The organism is Pseudomonas sp. 2hn (assembly GCF_019646095.1).
Classification (GTDB): Bacteria; Pseudomonadota; Gammaproteobacteria; order Pseudomonadales; family Pseudomonadaceae; genus Aquipseudomonas; species Aquipseudomonas peradeniyensis.
Genome location: NZ_CP081016.1, coordinates 5,801,524 through 5,821,146, shown reverse-complemented (window position 1 = coordinate 5,821,146; position 19,623 = coordinate 5,801,524). Strand labels below are relative to the sequence as shown.

Genomic DNA, 19,623 nt, shown 5'->3' with positions numbered 1-19,623 from the left:
CGATAATTGCAGATGCTGATCAATCCAGCTTGAGCACCTTGGCCAGCACGATCTTCGGCCCTTTCATCTTCTTGATGATGATGCGCAGGCCTTCCACCTCCAGCACTTCCTCTTCCTCGGGCACGCGCTTGAGGGTCTCGTAGACCAGGCCGGCCAGGGTTTCCGCCTCGATATGGTCAAGGTCGACGCCCAGCAGGCGCTCAACCTTGAACAGCGGCGTATCACCGCGTACCAGCAGCTTGCCTGGCTGATAGGCTAGGATGCCGCGCTCGGTCTTGCGGTGTTCGTCCTGGATATCGCCGACCAGCACTTCCAGCACGTCTTCCATGGTCAGGTAGCCGATCACCTTGCCATCGGCTTCCTCCACCAACACGAAGTGTGCGCCGCCCTTGCGGAACTGCTCCAGCAGCTGGGCCAACGGCATGTGCCGCGACACGCGCTCCAGCGGGCGGGCGAGGTCTTCGAGGTCGATGGTCTCGGGCAGGTGATCCAGCTCGGCCAGTTCCAGCAGCAGGTCCTTGATGTGCAGCAGGCCGGTGAATTCCTCGCGCTCGGCGTCATACAGCGGGTAGCGGCTGAACTTGTGGCGGCGCAGCAGGGCGAGGATCTCCTTCAGTGGCGCATGGGCGTCGATGCTGACCATGTCCTCGCGGGAGTTGGCCCAGTCGACCACCTCCAGCTCGCCCATCTCCACGGCCGAGGCCAGCACGCGCATGCCCTGGTCGCTCGGGTCCTGGCCGCGGCTGGAGTGCAGGATCAGCTTGAGCTCCTCGCGGCTGTAGTGGTGCTCGTGGTGCGGCCCGGGCTCGCCTTGGCCGGCGATGCGCAGGATGGTATTGGCGCTGGCGTTGAGCAGGTAAATCGCCGGGTACATCGCCCAGTAGAACAGGTACAGCGGCACGGCGGTCCACAGCGACAGCAACTCCGGCTTGCGGATTGCCCAGGACTTCGGTGCCAGCTCGCCGACCACGATGTGCAGGTAGGAGATCACGAAGAAGGCGACGAAGAACGAGATCGCCTTGATCAGCTCGGGGCTGTCCACGCCCACGGCGGCCAGCAGCGGCTCGAGCAGATGGGCGAACGCCGGCTCGCCTACCCAGCCCAGGCCCAGGGAGGCGAGGGTGATGCCCAGCTGGCAGGCCGACAGGTAGGCGTCGAGCTGGTTGTGCACCTTGCGCAGGATGCTGCCACGCCAGCCATGCAGCTCGGCGATGGATTCGACCCGGGTGGAACGCAGCTTGACCATGGCGAACTCGGCGGCAACGAAGAAGCCGTTGAGCAGCACCAGGAACAAGGCGAAGAGAATCATGCCGAAATCGGCGAACAACGAGGTGAGGCTGATACCAGGGGAAGGGTCCATGATGGAGTTTTTACGGGGTCCGTCTTTGAATTGAAGAGAAAAAAAGTGCCAGCGATGGCTGGCACGGGGGATCCAATGTAGCGGCTGGAGCCGCAAAAGCAAAGGGGATGCGTCCCATCGCGGGGCAAGCCCGCTCCCACGATCGCTCAGGCAATGCGTGGGAGCGGGCTTGCCCCGCGATGATTCAGGCTTTGCTTGACACCAATTGCGCCGGCGTAAAATGGCAGGTAAAGGTGCTGCCATGCCCCGGCACGCTGCTGATTTCCAGTCGCCCGCGATGGCGCATCAGCACATGCTTGACGATCGCCAGCCCCAGCCCGGTGCCGCCGGTATTCGACGCGCGGCTGGAGTCGACCCGGTAGAAGCGCTCGGTCAGGCGCGGCAGGTGCTTGGCCTCGATCCCCACCCCCGAGTCCTGCACGCTCAGGTGCGCGCCCTGTTCGTCGGCCCACCAGCGGATGCGGATATTGCCTTCGTCCTGGGTGTACTTGACCGCGTTGAACACCAGGTTGGAGAACGCGCTGCGCAGTTCCGACTCACTGCCCTTGAGACGAATGCCAGGCGCCGCCTCCAGGCTGATGCGCTGGTTGCGCGGGCCGGACAGGGCCTGGGCGTCGTTCTTGATGGCACTGAGCAGGGTGTCGACCAGCACCGGCTGGTTGTCGGAGGGGTAGTCGGTGGCCTCGAGCTTGGCCAGCAGCAGCAGGTCGTTGAGCAGGGTCTGCATGCGCGAGCCTTGCGCGCTCATCTGCTGCAGGGCGCGGCTCCAGCGTGGATTCACGTCCTCGACGTTGTCCAGCAGCGTCTCCAGGTAACCGGTGATCACCGTCAGCGGCGTGCGCAGCTCGTGGGAGACGTTGGCGACGAAGTCCTTGCGCATCTGCTCGAGCTGGTGGATGCGGGTCACGTCGCGCACCAGCATCAGGTGTTCGTTGTTGCCGTAGCGGGTCAGGTGCAGCTGTACGCGCAGGCGGTCGTTGATCGGCGACGGGATCTCCAGCGGCTCGGCGTAGTTGTCCGACTCGAAGTACTCCTTGAAGCGCGGGTGGCGCACCAGGTTGGTCACCGGCTGGCCGCCGTCCTGCGGCGTCTTGAAGCCCAGCAGGGTCTCGGCGGCGCGGTTCCACCATTCCAGGTTGCCTTCGCTGTCGAGCATGATCACCGCGTCGCGCAGGGCCGCGGTGGACTCCTGGACCCGGTCGATCACTGCCTGCAGGCGACCTCGCACGCGCTGGTCGCGACGCTGCAGGTGGTAGATGCTGTCGAACACCTCGCCCCACAGGCCGTAGCCGTCGGGTGGCGCCTCGTCGGGCTGGTGGTTGCGCAGCCAGTCGTGCAGGCGCAGCAGTTGCTTCAGCGTCCAGCCCAAATACAGGGCCAGGCCGATGGCCAGGCTCCAGCCGTAGTAGCCGCTGACCAGCCCGCCGATCAGGCAGGCGGTGATCAGCAGGAGCATGTGGCGAATCAGGGTCGCGTGCCAGTTCTGGTTCAATTGACAGTCCTTGTACAGCGGGCGCCGGGGCTTCGATCAGCTCTTGGTCGAGAAGCGATAGCCGGTGCCGCGGACGGTTTGTACCAGATTTTCATAGGCTTCACCCAGCGCCTTGCGCAGGCGACGGATGTGCACGTCGACGGTGCGTTCCTCGACGTAGACGTTGCCGCCCCAGACCTGGTCGAGCAACTGGCCACGGGTGTAGGCGCGCTCCTGGTGGGTCATGAAGAACTGCAGCAGGCGGTATTCGGTAGGACCCATCTCGGCCGGCTTGCCGTCGATGGTCACGCGGTGACTGATTGGGTCGAGCAGCAGGCCGCCGACTTCGATCGGCGCCTCGCTGTCGCTCGGGCCGGTGCGGCGCAGCACGGCCTTCAGGCGCGCCACCAGCTCGCGGGGCGAGAACGGCTTGGTGATGTAGTCGTCGGCACCGACTTCCAGGCCCTGGATCTTGTTGTCTTCTTCACCCTTGGCGGTGAGCATGATGATCGGGATGTCGCCGGTCAGTTCGTCGCGCTTGAGGCGGCGGGCCAGCTCGATGCCCGAAGTGCCCGGGAGCATCCAGTCGAGCAGGATCAGGTCCGGCTTGCGGTCGACGATGATGGCGTGGGCCTGTTGCGAGTTCTCGGCCTCGAGGCAGTCATAGCCGGCCATTTCCAATGCAACGGCGATCATCTCGCGGATAGGCGCTTCGTCGTCGACGATCAGAATGTTTCTGCCAACCATGCTCAATTACCTCTCCCAGGAACGGTGTCTTGGCCCGCATTAGATAACGGAATTATTGCAGCTGTGTGACAGGGTGTTGGCCATTCTGGCGACATTGCGTGACTGGACTAGGCTTCAGGGGGCCGCCTGAGCGGCGTGCAAACCCTCCAACCCCCCGAAACAATGGTGATTCCAATGACACGACATACGCTGAGCTGGATGGCCCTTTGCGCTGCGCTGGCAGTGCCGGGGGTGGCGTCGGCTCATCACGCCATGGAAAAGGACGGCATGTGGGTCGATCATGACGGCATGACGCTGTACACCTTCGACAAGGATGCCGGTGGCAAGTCCATGTGCAACGGCGAGTGCGCCAAGAACTGGCCGCCGTTGATGGTGAAGAAGGACGACGAGGCGCCGAAGGACAAGTGGAGCCACGTCACTCGTGACGATGGCTCGATGCAGTGGGCCTATGACGGCAAGCCGCTGTACACCTTCGTCAAGGACAAGAAGGCCGGGGAGACCACCGGCGATGGCATGAAGGACGTCTGGCACGTCGCCAAGCCCTGAAGGTTGTTACCTGACCCTGTGGGAGCGGGTTTACCCGCGAATGCGATTTTCGCTGCACCATCGCATTCGCGGGTAAACCCGCTCCCACAGGGTGCGATGAAGTTCAGCGCAACGCGTAATCCAGCACCACCCCGCCAAAGATCAGCATCCCCGCCCAATGGTTGTGCAGAAACGCCTTGAAGCACGACTCCCGATCCAGCTTGCGTGTCGACCAGAACTCCCAGGCGAAGCACACCACCGCCGCCAGAAGCCCCAGGTGGAACCAGCCGCCCAGCTCGAAGCGGTTGCCCGCCAGCAGCAGGCAGCCCAGCGACAGCAGCTGCAAGGTCAGGATGATCACCCGGTCGGCCTCGCCGAACAGGATGGCGGTGGATTTCACGCCGATCTTCAGGTCGTCGTCGCGATCCACCATGGCGTAGTAGGTGTCGTAGCCCACCGTCCACAGCAGGTTGGCGATGTACAGCAGCCAGGCACTGGCCGGCAGCTCGCCGCCCGCGGCAGTGAAGGCCATCGGGATACCCCAGGAGTAGGCGGCGCCCAGCACCACCTGCGGGTAATAGGTGTAGCGCTTCATGAACGGGTAGCAGAACGCCAGGGCGACCGCGCCGAACGACAGCCACACCGTGGTGGCGTTGGTGCACAGCACCAGCAGGAAGCTTACCCCCACCAGCAGGGCGAACAACACCAGCGCTTCGCGGGGTTTGACCCGGCCGCTGGCCAGTGGCCGGTCGGCGGTGCGCTTGACGTGGCCGTCCACCTTGCGGTCGGCGAAGTCGTTGATGCAGCAGCCGGCGGCGCGCATCAGCACCACGCCGAGGCCGAAGATCAGCACGTTGGCCAGGGTCGGCGAGCCGTTGCCGGCGATCCACACCGCCGACAGCGTCGGCCACAGCAGCAGGTAGATGCCGATCGGGCGGTCCATGCGGCTCAGCTGGATGAAGTCCCAGGCCCGTGGGTGCAGGCGGTTGAGCGACTTGAGCAGTTGCAGGTACATCAGCGGTTCTCCTCCTTGGCCGCGTGCCACATAGCGGGCAGGAACACCTCGGCCACCAGCAGGTCGAGGCCGTCACGCTCGAAGCGCGAGCGTCGCCCCCAAAGCCCCGCGCTGGCGACCTCAGCGGGCAGCCAGGGCTGTGGATAACTGCACACTTCGATCGGGTGGCGGACGAACGCCTGGTCACAGAACAGCAGCTCGCCCAGCGAGCGGCTGCCTAGGGTCTCCAGGTCCAGCCCGCCGCGTTCCAGCGCCGTGCGGCTGGCCACGCTGCGGGCGAACACCCACGGATGGCCATGGCCGCGCAGGTAGACCTCGCGCACCCAGCCCTGGGCGCCGGGGGCAAGGCTCAAGGCGGCGCATTCGTCATCGCGCAGAGGCTGCCAGCCCTCGAACAGGGGGGTGACGCTGAAGTGGTCGTGGGAGAGGCGGGTCAGGCGACGGGTCAGGGAGCCTTCGTCGAACAGCCAGCCCAGGGTCGGCTGGTCGAGGCTGGTCGCCAGCTGCGGATACGCCAGCCACGCGACAGCGGCTGCTTGCGGGGTTTCGTACGGCACGTCGGTATGCTTGATACAGGCCAGAGAGGCGGCGAGCTTAGCATGTTTGCCCGGACTGCTTGCATACTGCTGGCAGGGCCAGTACAAAGCCCCCACGAATTGCGCGGTGGCCTCATCGCGGGGCAAGCCCGCTCCCACAGGTCCCCTGTAGGAGCGGGCTTGCCCCGCGATGAGGCCGTCAGCTGCAACGCACCCTTAAGCCTGACCGAGGAACAGCAGTAAATGAAGAAGTGGCAATGTATTGTCTGCGGCCTGATCTACGACGAGGCCCAAGGCTGGCCGGACGACGGCATCGCCCCTGGCACCCGTTGGGAGGACGTACCGGAAGACTGGCTGTGCCCCGACTGCGGCGTGGGCAAGAGTGATTTCGAAATGATCGCCATCGGCTGATCGCAACCCTGGCTTGAAGAAGGAATGCACGACATGACGTCCCCCGTGGTGATCATCGGTACCGGCCTTGCCGGCTACAACCTGGCGCGAGAGTTTCGCAAGCTCGACGGCGACACGCCGCTGTTGCTGATCACCTCCGACGACGGTCGCTCCTACTCCAAGCCCATGCTGTCCACCGGCTTCGCCAAGCAGAAGGACGCCGACGGCCTGTGCATGGCCGAACCGGGCGCCATGGCCGAGCAGCTCAAGGCCGAGATTCGCACCCATACCCGCATCAGCGGCATCGACCCGGGTCACAAGCGCCTGTGGATCGGCGAGGAAGCGGTGGAATACCGCGACCTGGTGCTGGCCTGGGGCGCGCAGACCGTGCAGGTGCCGGTCGAAGGCGATGCGGGCGAGCTGATCTTCCCGATCAACGACCTTGAGGACTATGCACGCTTTCGCACTGCGGCCGCGGGCAAGCACCGTGTGCTGATCCTCGGTGCCGGCCTGATCGGTTGCGAATTCGCCAACGACCTAAGCCTGGGCGGCCTGCAGTGCGAGGTCGTCGCCCCCTGTGAGCAGGTGATGCCGACCCTGCTGCACCCGGCTGCCGCCGCGGCCGTGCAGGCGGGCCTGGAAGGGCTGGGCGTGCGCTTTCACCTCGGCCCGGTTCTGACCCGCCTGCAGCGTGCAGGGGAGGCGCTCGAGGCGCACCTGTCCGATGGCAGCGTGATTCCCTGTGATCTGGTGGTCTCGGCCATCGGCCTGCGTCCGCGCACCGACCTGGCGGCGGCGGCGGGTTTGCAGGTCAATCGTGGCGTGGTGGTGGACCGCCAACTGCGCACCTCCCACGCCAACATCTTCGCCCTGGGCGACTGCGCCGAGGTCGATGGCATCAACCTGCTGTACGTCATGCCGCTGATGACCTGCGCCCGTGCCCTGGCCCAGACCCTGGCAGGCAACCCGACCGCGGTGGCCTACGGCCCGATGCCGGTCACGGTGAAGACCCCGGCCTGTCCGCTGGTGGTATCCCCGGTGCCGCCCGGCCACGAGGGCACCTGGGTGGTCGAAGGCAGTGGCGCCGACCTGAAAGTGCTTTGCCATGGCGCTAACGGCCAACTGTTGGGCTACGCCCTGACCGGCGGCGCGGTCATGGAGAAACTGGCGCTGAATCGCCAGTTGCCGCCCTTGATGGCGTAAATAGCGGGCGTTCTGTCGGAATTATCCTGTTCTTGCCGCGACAATGGCCGCCCAGATACTGGCGCGGCCCCGGTCGGCGTGCCATCCTCACTGGCGTCTGCCGCAGCCTAGAGCCTGCGGTGCCTTGAACGCTGCTCCTTTCGGCAGCACGGCATAACAACAAGAAATCCCGTCAAAGAGGCTTCACTATGCGTAAACCAGAACTCGCCGCCGTCATCGCCGAAAAGGCCGATCTGACCAAGGAAAAGGCCAACCAGGTCCTCAACGCGATTCTCGACAGCATCACCGGCGCGCTCGACAAGGACACCGTCACCCTGGTCGGTTTCGGCACCTTCGAAAAACGCCACCGTGGCGCCCGCACCGGCAAGAACCCGCAGACCGGCCAGCCGGTCAAGATCAAGGCCAGCAACACCGTCGCCTTCAAGCCGGGCAAGAACCTGCGCGACAGCGTCAACGCACCGGCCAAGCCTGCCAAGAAAAAGTGACCGAACAGGTTCACCAGACGGGCGCCTGGAGGCGCCCGTTGCGTTTCTGGTAAGCAAATGCGGCGAACTTGCATAAACAGGGCGAGAAACGGATAAACTGCGCGACTCAGTCACTTTTCATTCGAGGCGTGTTGATGAAGTTTCGCTTTCTTCTCTGGGCCATGGGGCTGCTGATGGCCAAGGCCAGCCGCAACAACCCGGCGTTCCAGCAGCAGCTGCAGGACAAGGACCTGGTCTTCCAGATGCAGACGCTCGACGGCAAGGTCGCCCGGCACTTCATCGTCAAGGACCTGCGCATCAGCAGCAAGGGCGGCCTGCACCCGCAGCCGGCCTTCGCCATCGCCTTCAAGGACGCCGCCTACGGCTTCGCCACGCTGCAGGCCGGTAACAAGCAGCTGGCGTTCATGCAGGGGATCCAGGAGAAGAACATCCAGATCAAGGGCAATCCGGCGCTGGTGATCTGGTTCCAGGGCTTGATGAAGTACCTGAAGCCGAAGAAGAAGGCCTGATATAAAACACAGAACAAAGCACCTGTGGGAGCGGGTTTACCCGCGAATACGGCGGTGGGTTCACCACCGCATTCGCGGGTAAACCCGCTCCCACAGGACACAGGCCCGGCTACATCAATGCGGCGCGTGGAACTGCGACGCCAGTTCGCGCAGCAGGGCCTCGGCCTCCAGCACCTTGTTCACCACCTCTTCGGCCTTCTCTCGAGTCAGCCCCAGGCGCTCGAGCAGGGCATCCGGGATCTCATCCTTCGGCCCCGAACCGATCCCCCGGGCGCGCAGCAGGCGCGTCGCCAGGCACACCAGGTTGGGGAACGCCGCATAATCGCCGTCGTACGCCGGGTCGTGCTGGAAACGCAGGGCCGTGGACAGCTCATCGGGCATGTCCCACAGCTTCATCAGCCAGGCCCCGATCTGTTCACGGCTGATCCCCAGCAGGTGCTGTTCCACATAGCTGTGGCATAGGTGCGGGTTGACCTCCAGGTGGCGGCAGATCAGCGAGAAATGCGGCGGGAAGACATGGGCCAGCAACAGGTAGCCGAAGTTGTGCAGCAGGCCGGCCAGGTAGGTCAGGCCCGCTTCCGGGCGCTCGGCGCGCGGCATGGCGCGGGTCAGGCCCTCGATCACCGCGGCGGTGTAGATCGACTGCTGCCAGTACGGCGTGGCCTGTTGCGGATGGTCCTTGGGCAGGCTCAGGGTCTTGCCCAGCGCCAGGCCGAGGGCCAGGTTGATCACCAGGTCGAAGCCCAGCACACGGACGATGGCGTCCTCCACCGAGCGAATCTTGCCGGGTGAGGCGTAGTACGGGGAGGCAGCCCAACTGACCACCTGCGCGGCCAGGGCCGGGTCGGTCTCCACCACGCCGGTGATGTCGTCGATGCTGGCATTGGGGTCGACGCGCAGCTTGATGATCTTCTGCGCGGTGTCGGCCAGCGGCGGAATCTCGATGGTCTGCTCCAGGCGTTGCTGGATGCGACGGGCGGTGAAGGCCTGGACGGCGCGGATGACTTCCTTGGGAGGGCCGTCCAACGGGTCGAAACTCAGGCGAATATCGCTGATCTGCTGGCCGAAGGTGCTGGCGCTGGCCTTGAACAGCATCTTCTTGAAGGCCGTCCTGCCGATTTCCAGGAGCAGGCCGGCTTCGCCGGACTGGATCAGTACCGTCTCGTTGTCGAGCAGGCTCTTCTCGTACTGGCACGGCGAGCTGGTCAGGGCGGGAATCGCCGGCAGGGCCTTGAGGTGATGCTTGTCGAGCATCTGCTTCAGGCGCTCCAGCGGCACGGCCTTGAGCTTGCGGCCGGTCAGCTCTTCGAGGCGCTTGAGGTCCAGCAACTGGCTTTGCGGGAACAGCACCATCAAGGCACCGATCTCGTCATCGAGCAGCACGGCCTGTACCCGCGAGGCGGCCGGCAGCCCCGGGTGCTCGGGCACCTCGCGGAAGCTGACGCCGAGCTTGTCGAGCAACAGCCGGATGACAGACGGTGCGTGTAGGGTTGCGGTATCCAGGGCAACTTCAGTCATGGCCTGTATCCAATCATTCTGTAAACGCGAAGTATAACCAGCCTGGCCGCCAAGCTGGATCCATTATGGGACGGGCGTCACACCTGGCCATATTGTTGACCGTGGCGCAGCCAGCGGTCGAGCAACGGGCTGACATGGTCGGGCCAACGTGCCAGCAGGGCCTGGGCGGCGTCGCGCACGGCCGGCAGCAGGTCAGCGTCGCGCATCAGGTCGGCGACCTTGAACTGCAGCAGGCCGGTCTGGCGGGTCCCGAGCATCTCGCCGGGCCCACGCAACTCCAGGTCCTTCTCTGCTATGACGAATCCGTCGTTGGTTTCCCGCATGATGCCCAGGCGTTCACGGCCGATCTGCGACAGTGGCGGGTGGTAGAGCAGCACGCAGTGGCTCACCGCGCTGCCACGGCCGACCCGGCCACGCAGCTGGTGCAACTGGGCCAGGCCCAGGCGCTCGGGGTTCTCGATGATCATCAGGCTGGCATTGGGCACGTCGACGCCGACCTCGATCACCGTGGTGGCCACCAGCAGTTGCAGGTCGCCGGCCTTGAACTCGGCCATCACCGCGGCCTTTTCCGCAGGCTTCATGCGCCCGTGGATCAGGCCCACGCGCAGCTCGCCCAGGGCGCTGCCCAGCTCCTCGAAGGTGCTCTCGGCAGCCTGGCAGGTCAGTTCCTCGGATTCTTCGATCAGGGTGCACACCCAATAGGCCTGGCGGCCTTCGTCGCAGGCAGCGCGGACCCGCTCGACCACCTCGAAGCGGCGGCTGTCGGCGACCAGCACGGTGTTCACCGGGGTGCGCCCGGGTGGCAGCTCGTCGAGGATCGAAGTGTCCAGGTCGGCATAGGCGCTCATGGCCAGGGTGCGCGGGATCGGCGTGGCGGTCATGATCAGCTGGTGCGGGCACAGCTGGCCCATGACGCCCTTCTTGCGCAGGGCCAGGCGCTGCTGCACGCCGAAGCGGTGCTGTTCGTCGATGATCGCCAGGGCCAGGTGCTTGAACTGCACTTCGTCCTGGAACAGCGCGTGGGTGCCGACCACCATGGGCGCGCCATTGGCGATCTGCTCCAGGGCGTTGGCGCGGGCCTTGCCCTTGAGCTTGCCGGCCAGCCAGGCGACCTCGATGCCCAATGGCTCGAGCCAGCGCTTGAAGGTGATGAAATGCTGCTCGGCGAGGATCTCGGTGGGCGCCATCAACGCCACCTGGTAGCCGGCCTCCAGGGCCTGCAGCGCCGCCAGGGCGGCGACCACGGTCTTGCCGGCGCCGACGTCGCCCTGCACCAGGCGCATCATCGGCTCCGCCTGGCTGAGGTCGTAGGCGATCTCGTTGCCGACGCGCTGCTGGGCGCCGGTCGGGCTGAAGCCGAGGTTGGCCAGGTACTGCGCCGGCAGCCGGCTGGCCTTGGGCAGTACAGGCGCCCGCAGGCTGCGCAGGCTCTCGCGCAGGCGTTGCTGCGAGAGCTGGTGGGTCAGCAGCTCTTCGAAGGCCAGACGATGCTGGGCCCAGTGATGGCCCTCGGCGAGCTCCTCGAGGTCGGCGTCTGCCGGCGGGTTGTGCAGGTAGCGGATGGCGTCGCTGAGCGGCGCCAGCTGGTAGTCGCGGGCCAGTTCGTCGGGCAGCCAGTCGGGCAGGCTGCGCGGGCCGAGCAGGCCGAGGCTCTGCTGGCACAGCAGGCGCAGGCGCTGTTGGGTCAGGCCTTCGGTGGTCGGGTAGATCGGTGTCAGCGTCTGTTCGACCGGCGGCGGTGCTTCGTCGCCGTTCAGCGCCCGGTATTCCGGGTGGTAGATCTCCAGCCCCGAAGCGCCGGGGCGGGCTTCACCATAGCAGCGCAGGTGGGTGCCACGCTTGAGGCCCTCCTTCTGCGCATTGCTGAAATGGTAGAAGCGCAGGCTCAGCGTGCCGCTGCCGTCGCCCAGGCGCACCACCAGGCTGCGGCGCTTGCCCATGGTCACGTCGGCCCCGCTGACCACGCCCTCGATCACCGCGTCCTGGCCCGGACGCAGCTGGCCGATGGGCACCACGCGGGTGCGGTCCTGGTAGCGCAGCGGCAGGTGGAACAGCAGGTCCTGCAGGTTCTCCAGGCCGACCTTGGCGAGTTTTTCCGCCATGGCGTCGCCTACGCCCTTGAGCGTGGTGACCGGGACGTTCGACAGCTCGGTCATGGGTTCAGGCCGGTTGTTCCACCGGCGGCTTGGCCACCGAGCAGAGGCGGATCGAGTCGGCGAGGATCTCGATGGCCTTCGGCCGCGGGAAGCTGGCGCGCCAGGCGATGGCCACGGTGCGGAACGGTGCGGGCGCGGTCAGCGGACGGACTTCGATGACGCCCGGCGCATAATGATGGCTGTGCACCGCCGACAGCGGCAGGATCGATACGCCCAGGCCCGAGGCGACCATGTGGCGGATGGTTTCCAGCGAGCTGGATTCCACCGTAGTGTGCTTGGCGCCTTCGCCGCCCTTGTTCAGCGTCGGGCAGGCCTCGAGCACCTGGTCGCGGAAGCAGTGGCCCTCGCCGAGCAGCAGCAGGCTCTTGTCGTTGAGCATGGCGGTGTCGATGGTGTCCTTGGCGGTCCACGGGTGGTCGGCCGGCATCAAGGCGCAGAACGGCTCGTCGTACAGCGGCAGGGTCAGCACGTCGGCCTCGTTGAACGGCAGGGCGATGATCACCGCGTCCAGTTCGCCGTTGCGCAGCTTTTCGCGCAGCACGTGGGTGAAGTTCTCCTCGATGTACAACGGCATCTGCGGCGCCACGCGGTGCAGCTGCGGGATCAGGTGCGGGAACAGATAGGGGCCGACGGTGTAGATGGCGCCGACCTTGAGTGGCGCAGTCAGCTGGTTCTTGCCGGCCTGGGCCAGCTCGCGGATGCCCTGGGCCTGCTCCAGTACCTTCTGCGCCTGGGCGACGATGCTCTCGCCGACCGGCGTGAGGCGCACCGCGCTCTTGCTGCGCTCGAAGATCAGCACGCCGAGTTCGTCCTCGAGCTTCTTCACGCCCACCGACAGGGTCGGCTGGCTGACGTGGCAACGCTCGGCCGCGTGGCCGAAGTGCTGCTCTTGCGCGAGGGTGACGATATAGCGAAGTTCGGTGAGGGTCATAACGTGCGTCCATGAAGTTGCGGCCCCAGCATAGCGGCTGCAATTGATAGACGCACGTTATCAGACTTGCCGTTTTGTGACAGAAACAAAAAACGTCAACGTCGGTCCAGCGAGTAGACGAACGGCGCGACGACTTCGATCGTGCCATTGTTCAGCAACTCCGCCGGAGGCTTGGGCACCGTGCCGGCACGGCGGATCATCTCCAGCGTGGCCCGGTCCAGCGCCGCGCTGCCTGAACCGCCGGCCAGCGCGTACGAGACCACCTTGCCTTCGGCGTCGACCACGAAGCGCAGGCGGTTGATGCCCTGCAGCCCACGACGGCGAGCGTCCTCGGGGTACTTCTTGTACTTGGCCAGGTGGCGCAGCAGGTCGCTCTGCCAGCTCGGCAGGGCGTTGCTGTTGGACGCGATGCTCGGCTGCGGCGCCGCCGACTTCTGCGGTGGCGTGTTGCTCGGCGGGGTGTCCGCGACATCGTCCTTGGCCGGTGGCTCGTCCTTCGGCGGCTCAAGCTTCTTCTCGGGCTTGGGCGGCTGTGGCTTGGCCTTGGGCTTGGGTGGCTTGGGGATGGCGATCTTCGGTTTCGGCGCCTCTGCCAGCTTCGGCAGCGGCGGTTCCTCGACCGGCGTCGGCGGTTTCGGGGCGGCCTTGGGCGGCGGCGGCGGCGCGGGCTCGGGCAGCGGTGCCAGCTCGACCATCATCGCTGCCGGCGGCAACTCGAGGGCCTGGGGCACCGACCAGTTGAGCGTCAGCAGCACGGCGACCGCGTGCACACCCAGCACGATCGCCAGGCTGCCACCGTAGCGCGCCATGTTTGAGCGCGTTTTCGTCATTTCTTGGCTGCCGTCTCGAGTCCGACCAGGCCGACCTTGAGGTAGCCGGCGGCGCGCATGGTGTTCATCACTTCCATCAGGTCGCCGTAATCGACGCCCTTGTCAGCCTGGAAGAAGATGGTGGTTTCCTTGTCGCCCTTGGTCTTGGCGTCGAGCATGGCGCCAAGCTGGTCGCGCTGGGCCACCTCGTCGTCGCCGAGGTAAAGCTTCTTGTCGGCCTTGACGCTGACGAACACCGGCTTCTCGGGCCTCGGCGCGGGCTTCGCGGTCGAGGCGGGCAGGTCGACCTTGATGTCGACCGTGGCCAGGGGCGCCGCGACCATGAAGATGATCAGCAGCACCAGCATCACGTCGATGAACGGCGTGACGTTGATTTCGTGGTTCTCGGCGAGGTCATCGCCACCTTCGTTGAGATGCAGGCCCATGGCTTACCCCACTTTCACCATGTGCGGGGCGGCGCGCTCGCTGCCCTGGTGGTCCAGATCGCGGCTGACCAGCAGCAGCACCTGGGCGGAGGCGTCGGACACCTGTGCCTTGTAGCCGGCGATGGAGCGGGCGAAGACGTTGTAGATGACCACGGCCGGGATCGCGGCGACCAGGCCCAGGGCGGTGGCCAGCAAGGCTTCGGCGATGCCCGGGGCGACCACGGCGAGGTTGGTGGTCTGGGTCTTGGCGATGCCGATGAAGCTGTTCATGATGCCCCACACGGTGCCGAACAGACCGACGAACGGTGCGGTGGAACCGATGGTGGCCAGCACGCCGGTGCCGCTGCTCATGGTCCGGCCACTGGCGGCTACCAGGCGCTCCAGGCGGAAGCTGACGCGTTCCTTGATGCCTTCCTTCTCGCGGGCGTTGGCTGACAGGCGCATCTCTTCGAGGGCGTCATGCACCAGGGTGTGGGCCAGGGTGCCTTCCTTGTTCGACGCTTCGCTGGCCTCTTTCAGGCTTACCGAGCGCTTCAGGGCCGCGATCTCGCCACGCAGGCGGCGCTTGGCGCCCATCAGCTCGAAGCCCTTGGCGATCCAGATGGTCCAGGTGATGATCGAGGCGATGGCCAGGCCGATCATCACGGCCTTCACCACCACGTCTGCGTTCTTGTACATGCCCCATGGGGACAGGTCGTGGGCCATGCCCAGCGAGGTGTCTTCGACCATCGCCTGCACGTTCTCGTCGGCTGGAGCCTGACCTTCCACCGGCGCATTTGCGTCAGCAGGCGCGGCGACCGGGGCCTGGCCTTCGGCGGCAGGCGTGGCCGGAGCGGCGGCAGCGGCGGGTGCCGGGGTGGCGGCGACAGGCTCATCGGCCATGGCCGCCGGGGCCAGTACCAGGCTGAACATCAGCGCGGCAATGGCGCGCCAGGCGCGCGACGGGGTTGGCGAAGCGGAAGGTTGAGTACGTGTCATGCTGGCCGGACCTGATGAAGAGAAATGGGTTGAGTTCTTCAAGGCCTCGAAGCAGGCCGAGAACAGACAGGGTCGCCATTATTGCAAGTAATTCTTGTTAACAAAAGTAATACTGTTGCTTTTTTTGACCTTGGTATAGCCGTTTATCGCGCTAACCCGATAGCCTGTGCCTTTCGCATTAGGAGGTTTGGTATGTCAGACGTTTCAGCTTTGATCGTGGGTTGCGGTGATGTGGGCAGCCGCCTGGCCCGTCAACTGCTTGCTCAAGGCTGGCAGGTCAGCGGCTTGCGCCGTTCGGTCGATCAGTTGCCCGAAGGGGTTCGGCCGATCGCCGCCGATCTGGCCGAGCCGCAGATACCGAGCGCCTGGCCTGAGCAAGGGCCTGATTACCTGGTGTATTGCGTGGCGGCCAGCCAGCACGATGAAGCCGGCTACCAGGCGGCCTATGTCGAAGGTTTGCGCCATGTGCTGGGATGGCTGGCGGCGAAAGGGCAGCGGCCGCGACGCCTGGTGTTCGTGTCCAGTAGCAGCGTGTATGCGCAGCAGGACGGTGAATGGATTGCCGAAGCGGCAGCCACGCAGCCCGAGGGCTATTCCGGCAAGGTAATGCTCGAGGCCGAGCGGCTGGCGCTGGACAGCGGCATTCCCGCGACGATCGTGCGCCTGACCGGCATCTATGGTCCGGGGCGCGAGTGGTTGCTGAGTCAGGTGCGCCAGGGTTATCGCGTGGCCGAGGAGCCACCGTTGTACGGCAATCGCATTCATGCCGAGGATGCCGCCGGCCTGATGGCGCACCTGCTGCGGGCCGATGCCCGGGGTGTTGCGCTGGATGACTGCTATATCGGCGTGGATGACGATCCGGCGCCGCTGGCCGAGGTGGTGGCCTGGCTGCGTGAATACCTGGGCGTTACCCAGTGGTCGGATGAGCAGCGGGTGAGGCGCACCGGCAGCAAGCGTTGCAGCAATGCGCGCGCGCGGGCGTTGGGGTGGGTGCCGCAGTACCCGAGCTATAAAGAGGGGTATGCGGCCATTCTCGAGGGAAGAAACTAACCTTCAAGGCTTGATGCGCCCCCCTGTAGGAGCGGCCTTGCGCCGCGAAAGGGCCGCGCAGCGGCCCCGGCAACTCTGAGATCCTGGGGCTGCTTCGCAGCCCTTTCGCGGCGCAAGGCCGCTCCTACAGAGGGCGTGCGTGCTTCAGTTTTTCTCCAGCACCCACTGCCGCGCACCGGCGGCCAGTTGCGGCATTTCATCCGGCTGGGCGCGGTTCACCGCCTGGAAGATTTCCAGGGTGTCGCCGTCGCGCTTGAATATCCACGGCGCGCCAAGCTGGTTGCGCTCCAGCCACAGGCTGTCGTTGCCATCGCCCATGGTCGCGCAGTCGCCCGCCAGGCACAGGGCGAAGCGGTCGGGGCCGGGCAGGCCGGTGACGTTGCCGGTGTCGCTGAAGCGCACCACGGCGCCCTTGCCCTGGCCTTCGACGATCTTCCAGTCGCCGCCCAGGTATTGCTGGTACAGCGCCTTCTCGAAGCTACCGCCCAGCGGCGTGTTCTGTGGGCCTTCGCTGCGCACGAAGGTCTGCTGGTGACCGGATGGGTCGATCGCCAGCAACTCGTCGCCGTCGAGCTTGAGCTGTTCGACCAGGCCACCTTCGAAGCTGACCTGCCAGTCTTTCTCGTTGGCGCTCAGGCGTCCGTCGGCAGCCTCGAAGCCATTGCTGAAGCTGGCCTGCTGGTTCTTGACGTCGATCTTCCATTCGAACACCGGGCCCTGGGCGTCGAGGGCCTGGCGCAGGCTGGTGCCTTTGCGGGCGGCGTCGATGGCGGCCTGGTTGATCCAGGTGCCGTTGAAGTCTTCGGGTTTGTGGCTGGCGCAGCCGCCCAGGAGCAGGGCTGCCAGCGCGAGAGGCAATGCGTGGCGCATGGGGGAAACCTTGGGGCAGGAGAGGATGGTGACGGGCGTGGCGCCCGTCACCGGGGGTATTACTCGAGGACCAGGATCGCGTCCATCTCGACCTGGGCACCCTTCGGCAGAGCAGCTACGCCGATGGCGGCGCGGGCCGGGTAAGGCTGTTCGAAGTAACGGCCCATGATTTCGTTGACCTTGGCGAAGTGGCTCAGGTCGGTGAGGAAGATGTTCAGCTTGACGATGTCCTTGAACGAACCGCCAGCGGCTTCGGCCACCGACTTCAGGTTCTCGAACACCTGGACGGTCTGGGCTTCGAAGCCTTCGACCAGCTCCATGGTCTTCGGATCGAGCGGGATCTGGCCCGACATGTACACGGTATTGCCAGCCTTGATCGCTTGCGAGTAGGTGCCGATGGCGGCAGGGGCCTTGTCGCTGGTGATGACGGTCTTGCTCATGATGACTCCTTGCGGTTGGCGGACTACGCACGCATCCGGGTGATGCGGACCACGCCGGTCAAGGTGCGCAGCTTCTTGATCACGCGGGCCAGGTGCACGCGGTCGTGCACGCTGACTACCAGTTGGACCACGCTGATACGGCCGTCGCGTTCGTCCATGCTGATTTTCTCGATGTTGCCGTCGGCGGCGTTGACGCTGCTGGCCAGCAGCGCGATCAGGCCGCGCTGGTGTTCCAGTTCGACGCGCAGTTCGACGTTGAACTCGCCGGTGATGTCCTTGGCCCAGGAGAGCTGCAGGCACTTCTCAGGGTTGTGGCGGACTTCACTGATGTTGCGGCAGTCTTCCAGGTGCACGACCATGCCCTTGCCGGCCGACAGATGGCCGACGATCGGATCGCCCGGGATCGGGGTACAGCACTTGGCGTAGCTGAGCACCAGGCCCTCGGTGCCGCGGATCGCCAGCGGGCCTTCCGGCGCCGGCAGTTGCTCGCCTTCGGCGGACAGCAGGCGGCGGGCGACCACGTAGGCCATGCGGTTGCCCAGGCCGATGTCCTCGAGCAGGTCCTCGAGCAGTTCCAGGCGGTACTCGGCGAGGATCGACTGGATGCGTTCCTGGGGGATCTTTTCCAGGCTGCTGTCGAAGCCGGTCAGCACCTTGTTCAGCAGGCGCTCGCCGAGGCTGATGGACTCGGAGCGGCGCTGTTGCTTGAGGGCGTGGCGGATGTGCGTGCGTGCCTTGCCGGTGACCACGAAATTGAGCCAGGCCGGGTTCGGCCGGGCGCCCGGGGCGCTGACGATCTCGACGGTGGAGCCGCTCTGCAGTGGCTCGGACAGTGGCGCCAGGCGGCGGTTGATGCGGCAGGCGATGCAGCTGTTGCCGACGTCGGTGTGCACCGCGTAGGCGAAGTCGACGGCGGTGGAGCCCTTGGGCAGCTCCATGATCCGGCCTTTGGGGGTGAAGACGTAGACCTCGTCCGGGAACAGGTCGATCTTCACGCTCTCGATGAATTCCAGCGAGTTGCCGGCGCGCTGCTGCAGCTCGAGGATGCCCTTGACCCACTGGCGGGCGCGGGCGTGGCTGCCCTTGGGTTGTTCTTCCTCGTTGGACTTGTACAGCCAGTGCGCGGCAATGCCGTTGTTGGCCATCTCTTCCATTTCGCGGGTGCGGATCTGGATCTCGATGGGCACGCCGTGCATGCCGAACAGCGTGGTGTGCAACGACTGGTAGCCGTTGGCCTTGGGGATCGCGATGTAGTCCTTGAACCGGCCCGGCAGCGGCTTGTACAGGTTGTGCACGGCGCCGAGCACGCGGTAGCAGGTGTCGACCTTGTCGACGATGATGCGGAAGGCGTACACGTCCATGATCTCGGTGAAGGCGCGGCGTTTGCCGCGCATCTTCTTGTAGATGCCATAGAGGTGTTTCTGCCGGCCGCTGACCTCGCCCTGGATGCCGTCGGCGGCCAGGCAGTTGGCCAGCGAGGTCTCGATCTTGGCGACGATTTCCTTGCGGTTGCCCCGCGCGCTCTTGACCGCCCGGTGGATCAGCGACGAACGCATCGGGTGCATGGCCTTGAAACCGAGGTCCTCGAACTCGACGCGCACGGTGTGCATCCCCAGGCGGTTGGCGATGGGGGCGTAGATCTCGAGGGTTTCCTTGGCGATGCGTCGGCGTTTTTCGCCGGACAGCACTTCCAGGGTGCGCATGTTGTGCAGGCGGTCGGCCAGCTTGACCAGGATCACGCGGATATCGCGGGCCATGGCCATGGCCATCTTCTGGAAGTTCTCGGCCTGCGCCTCGGCCTTGGTCTCGAAGTTCATCTGGGTCAGCTTGCTGACCCCGTCGACCAGTTCGGCGACGGTCTCGCCGAATTGCTGGCTCAAGGCTTCCTTGGCGATGCCGGTGTCTTCGATCACGTCGTGCAGCATGGCCGCCATCAGGCTCTGATGGTCCATGTGCATGTCGGCGAGGATGCTGGCGACCGCCAGCGGATGGGTCACGTAGGGCTCGCCGCTGCGGCGGCGCTGGCCATCGTGGGCCTGCTCGGCGTAGAAGTAGGCCCGGCGAACCAGGTTGACCTGTTCGGGGCCCAGGTAAGTCGACAGCCGTTCGGCGAGGGCTTCTATACCCGGCATGGTTTCACCTCTCGCTGAAGAAGAGGGCCTTGCGCCGCACGGTGTCGACTGG

20 protein-coding genes are annotated in these 19,623 nt (G+C 65.5%); 6 read left to right on the top strand and 14 right to left on the bottom strand.

The window, feature by feature from the left end:
* Positions 1 to 19: 19 nt before the first annotated feature.
* The 3 genes from K2O50_RS26185 to phoB form a co-directional block, all read right to left on the bottom strand.
* Positions 20 to 1,360, bottom strand: coding sequence for a hemolysin family protein (locus tag K2O50_RS26185; RefSeq protein WP_050707548.1), 1,341 nt, complete (start codon positions 1,358 to 1,360; stop codon positions 20 to 22).
* Between the two features lie 184 nt (positions 1,361 to 1,544).
* The gene (gene phoR / locus K2O50_RS26180) at positions 1,545 to 2,816 is read right to left on the bottom strand and encodes a phosphate regulon sensor histidine kinase PhoR (RefSeq protein WP_256206058.1); all 1,272 of its coding nucleotides are present in this window, start codon (positions 2,814 to 2,816) and stop codon (positions 1,545 to 1,547) included.
* Positions 2,817 to 2,888: 72 nt separating this feature from the next.
* A complete protein-coding gene (phoB, locus tag K2O50_RS26175) occupies positions 2,889 to 3,578 on the bottom strand; it encodes a phosphate regulon transcriptional regulator PhoB (RefSeq protein ID WP_003253341.1) in 690 nt (229 codons plus the stop codon).
* Between the two features lie 174 nt (positions 3,579 to 3,752).
* On the opposite strand from phoB, the gene K2O50_RS26170 reads away from it, so the two are divergent.
* Positions 3,753 to 4,124 (top strand): hypothetical protein, encoded by a 372-nt coding sequence (locus K2O50_RS26170; protein WP_050707546.1) that lies wholly within the window; start codon positions 3,753 to 3,755, stop codon positions 4,122 to 4,124.
* A 103-nt stretch (positions 4,125 to 4,227) separates the two neighbouring features.
* On the opposite strand, the gene ubiA is transcribed toward K2O50_RS26170, so the two are convergent.
* Complete coding sequence (gene ubiA / locus K2O50_RS26165) at positions 4,228 to 5,118, bottom strand: 4-hydroxybenzoate octaprenyltransferase (RefSeq protein WP_050707545.1); 891 nt, start codon at positions 5,116 to 5,118, stop codon at positions 4,228 to 4,230.
* Complete coding sequence (locus tag K2O50_RS26160; protein WP_050707624.1) at positions 5,118 to 5,675, bottom strand: chorismate lyase; 558 nt, start codon at positions 5,673 to 5,675, stop codon at positions 5,118 to 5,120. Before K2O50_RS26160 ends, ubiA begins: the two co-directional genes overlap by 1 nt.
* Before the next feature lie 222 nt (positions 5,676 to 5,897).
* Between K2O50_RS26160 and K2O50_RS26155 the strand changes: the two genes are divergently transcribed.
* From K2O50_RS26155 to K2O50_RS26140, 4 genes are all read left to right on the top strand, one after another.
* Positions 5,898 to 6,065: a rubredoxin gene (locus tag K2O50_RS26155; protein WP_028689962.1), complete on the top strand. Its 168-nt coding sequence runs from the start codon at positions 5,898 to 5,900 to the stop codon at positions 6,063 to 6,065.
* A gap of 33 nt (positions 6,066 to 6,098) precedes the next feature.
* A complete protein-coding gene (locus K2O50_RS26150; protein WP_050707544.1) occupies positions 6,099 to 7,247 on the top strand; it encodes an NAD(P)/FAD-dependent oxidoreductase in 1,149 nt (382 codons plus the stop codon).
* A 188-nt stretch (positions 7,248 to 7,435) separates the two neighbouring features.
* Positions 7,436 to 7,732 (top strand): HU family DNA-binding protein, encoded by a 297-nt coding sequence (locus tag K2O50_RS26145; protein ID WP_050707543.1) that lies wholly within the window; start codon positions 7,436 to 7,438, stop codon positions 7,730 to 7,732.
* Positions 7,733 to 7,866: 134 nt separating this feature from the next.
* Entirely contained in the window at positions 7,867 to 8,241 is a 375-nt protein-coding gene (locus K2O50_RS26140; protein WP_050707542.1) for a hypothetical protein, read from the top strand.
* Positions 8,242 to 8,355: 114 nt separating this feature from the next.
* Here the strand turns inward: K2O50_RS26140 and K2O50_RS26135 are convergent, their stop codons facing one another.
* The 6 genes from K2O50_RS26135 to exbB all read right to left on the bottom strand — a co-directional run bounded on the left by K2O50_RS26135 (position 8,356) and on the right by exbB (position 15,079).
* Positions 8,356 to 9,759 carry an aminoacyl-tRNA deacylase and HDOD domain-containing protein gene (locus tag K2O50_RS26135; RefSeq protein ID WP_050707541.1) on the bottom strand — a complete coding sequence of 468 codons (1,404 nt, stop codon included), beginning with the start codon at positions 9,757 to 9,759 and terminating at the stop codon, positions 8,356 to 8,358.
* Positions 9,760 to 9,836: 77 nt separating this feature from the next.
* The gene (recG, locus tag K2O50_RS26130; RefSeq protein WP_050707540.1) at positions 9,837 to 11,915 is read right to left on the bottom strand and encodes an ATP-dependent DNA helicase RecG; all 2,079 of its coding nucleotides are present in this window, start codon (positions 11,913 to 11,915) and stop codon (positions 9,837 to 9,839) included.
* 4 nt (positions 11,916 to 11,919) lie between these two features.
* On the bottom strand, positions 11,920 to 12,846 hold the full coding sequence (locus K2O50_RS26125) for a hydrogen peroxide-inducible genes activator (protein WP_050707539.1): 927 nt from the start codon (positions 12,844 to 12,846) through the stop codon (positions 11,920 to 11,922).
* Between the two features lie 95 nt (positions 12,847 to 12,941).
* Positions 12,942 to 13,676 (bottom strand): energy transducer TonB, encoded by a 735-nt coding sequence (locus tag K2O50_RS26120; RefSeq protein WP_028689955.1) that lies wholly within the window; start codon positions 13,674 to 13,676, stop codon positions 12,942 to 12,944.
* On the bottom strand, positions 13,673 to 14,101 hold the full coding sequence (exbD, locus tag K2O50_RS26115; protein ID WP_023632733.1) for a TonB system transport protein ExbD: 429 nt from the start codon (positions 14,099 to 14,101) through the stop codon (positions 13,673 to 13,675). The genes K2O50_RS26120 and exbD overlap by 4 nt, the downstream gene beginning before the upstream one ends.
* Positions 14,102 to 14,104: 3 nt before the next feature.
* Entirely contained in the window at positions 14,105 to 15,079 is a 975-nt protein-coding gene (gene exbB / locus K2O50_RS26110; RefSeq protein WP_050707538.1) for a tonB-system energizer ExbB, read from the bottom strand.
* A 192-nt stretch (positions 15,080 to 15,271) separates the two neighbouring features.
* Between exbB and K2O50_RS26105 the strand changes: the two genes are divergently transcribed.
* Complete coding sequence (locus K2O50_RS26105) at positions 15,272 to 16,129, top strand: SDR family oxidoreductase (RefSeq protein ID WP_050707537.1); 858 nt, start codon at positions 15,272 to 15,274, stop codon at positions 16,127 to 16,129.
* A gap of 144 nt (positions 16,130 to 16,273) precedes the next feature.
* On the opposite strand, the gene K2O50_RS26100 is transcribed toward K2O50_RS26105, so the two are convergent.
* Genes K2O50_RS26100 through spoT form a run of 3 tightly spaced genes read right to left on the bottom strand, consistent with a single transcriptional unit; the run spans position 16,274 to position 19,571 of the window.
* The gene (locus K2O50_RS26100; RefSeq protein ID WP_050707536.1) at positions 16,274 to 16,999 is read right to left on the bottom strand and encodes a hypothetical protein; all 726 of its coding nucleotides are present in this window, start codon (positions 16,997 to 16,999) and stop codon (positions 16,274 to 16,276) included.
* A 59-nt stretch (positions 17,000 to 17,058) separates the two neighbouring features.
* A complete protein-coding gene (locus tag K2O50_RS26095) occupies positions 17,059 to 17,439 on the bottom strand; it encodes a RidA family protein (RefSeq protein ID WP_028689951.1) in 381 nt (126 codons plus the stop codon).
* Positions 17,440 to 17,462: 23 nt separating this feature from the next.
* Positions 17,463 to 19,571 (bottom strand): bifunctional GTP diphosphokinase/guanosine-3',5'-bis pyrophosphate 3'-pyrophosphohydrolase, encoded by a 2,109-nt coding sequence (gene spoT / locus K2O50_RS26090; RefSeq protein ID WP_028689950.1) that lies wholly within the window; start codon positions 19,569 to 19,571, stop codon positions 17,463 to 17,465.
* Positions 19,572 to 19,623 lie beyond the last annotated feature (52 nt).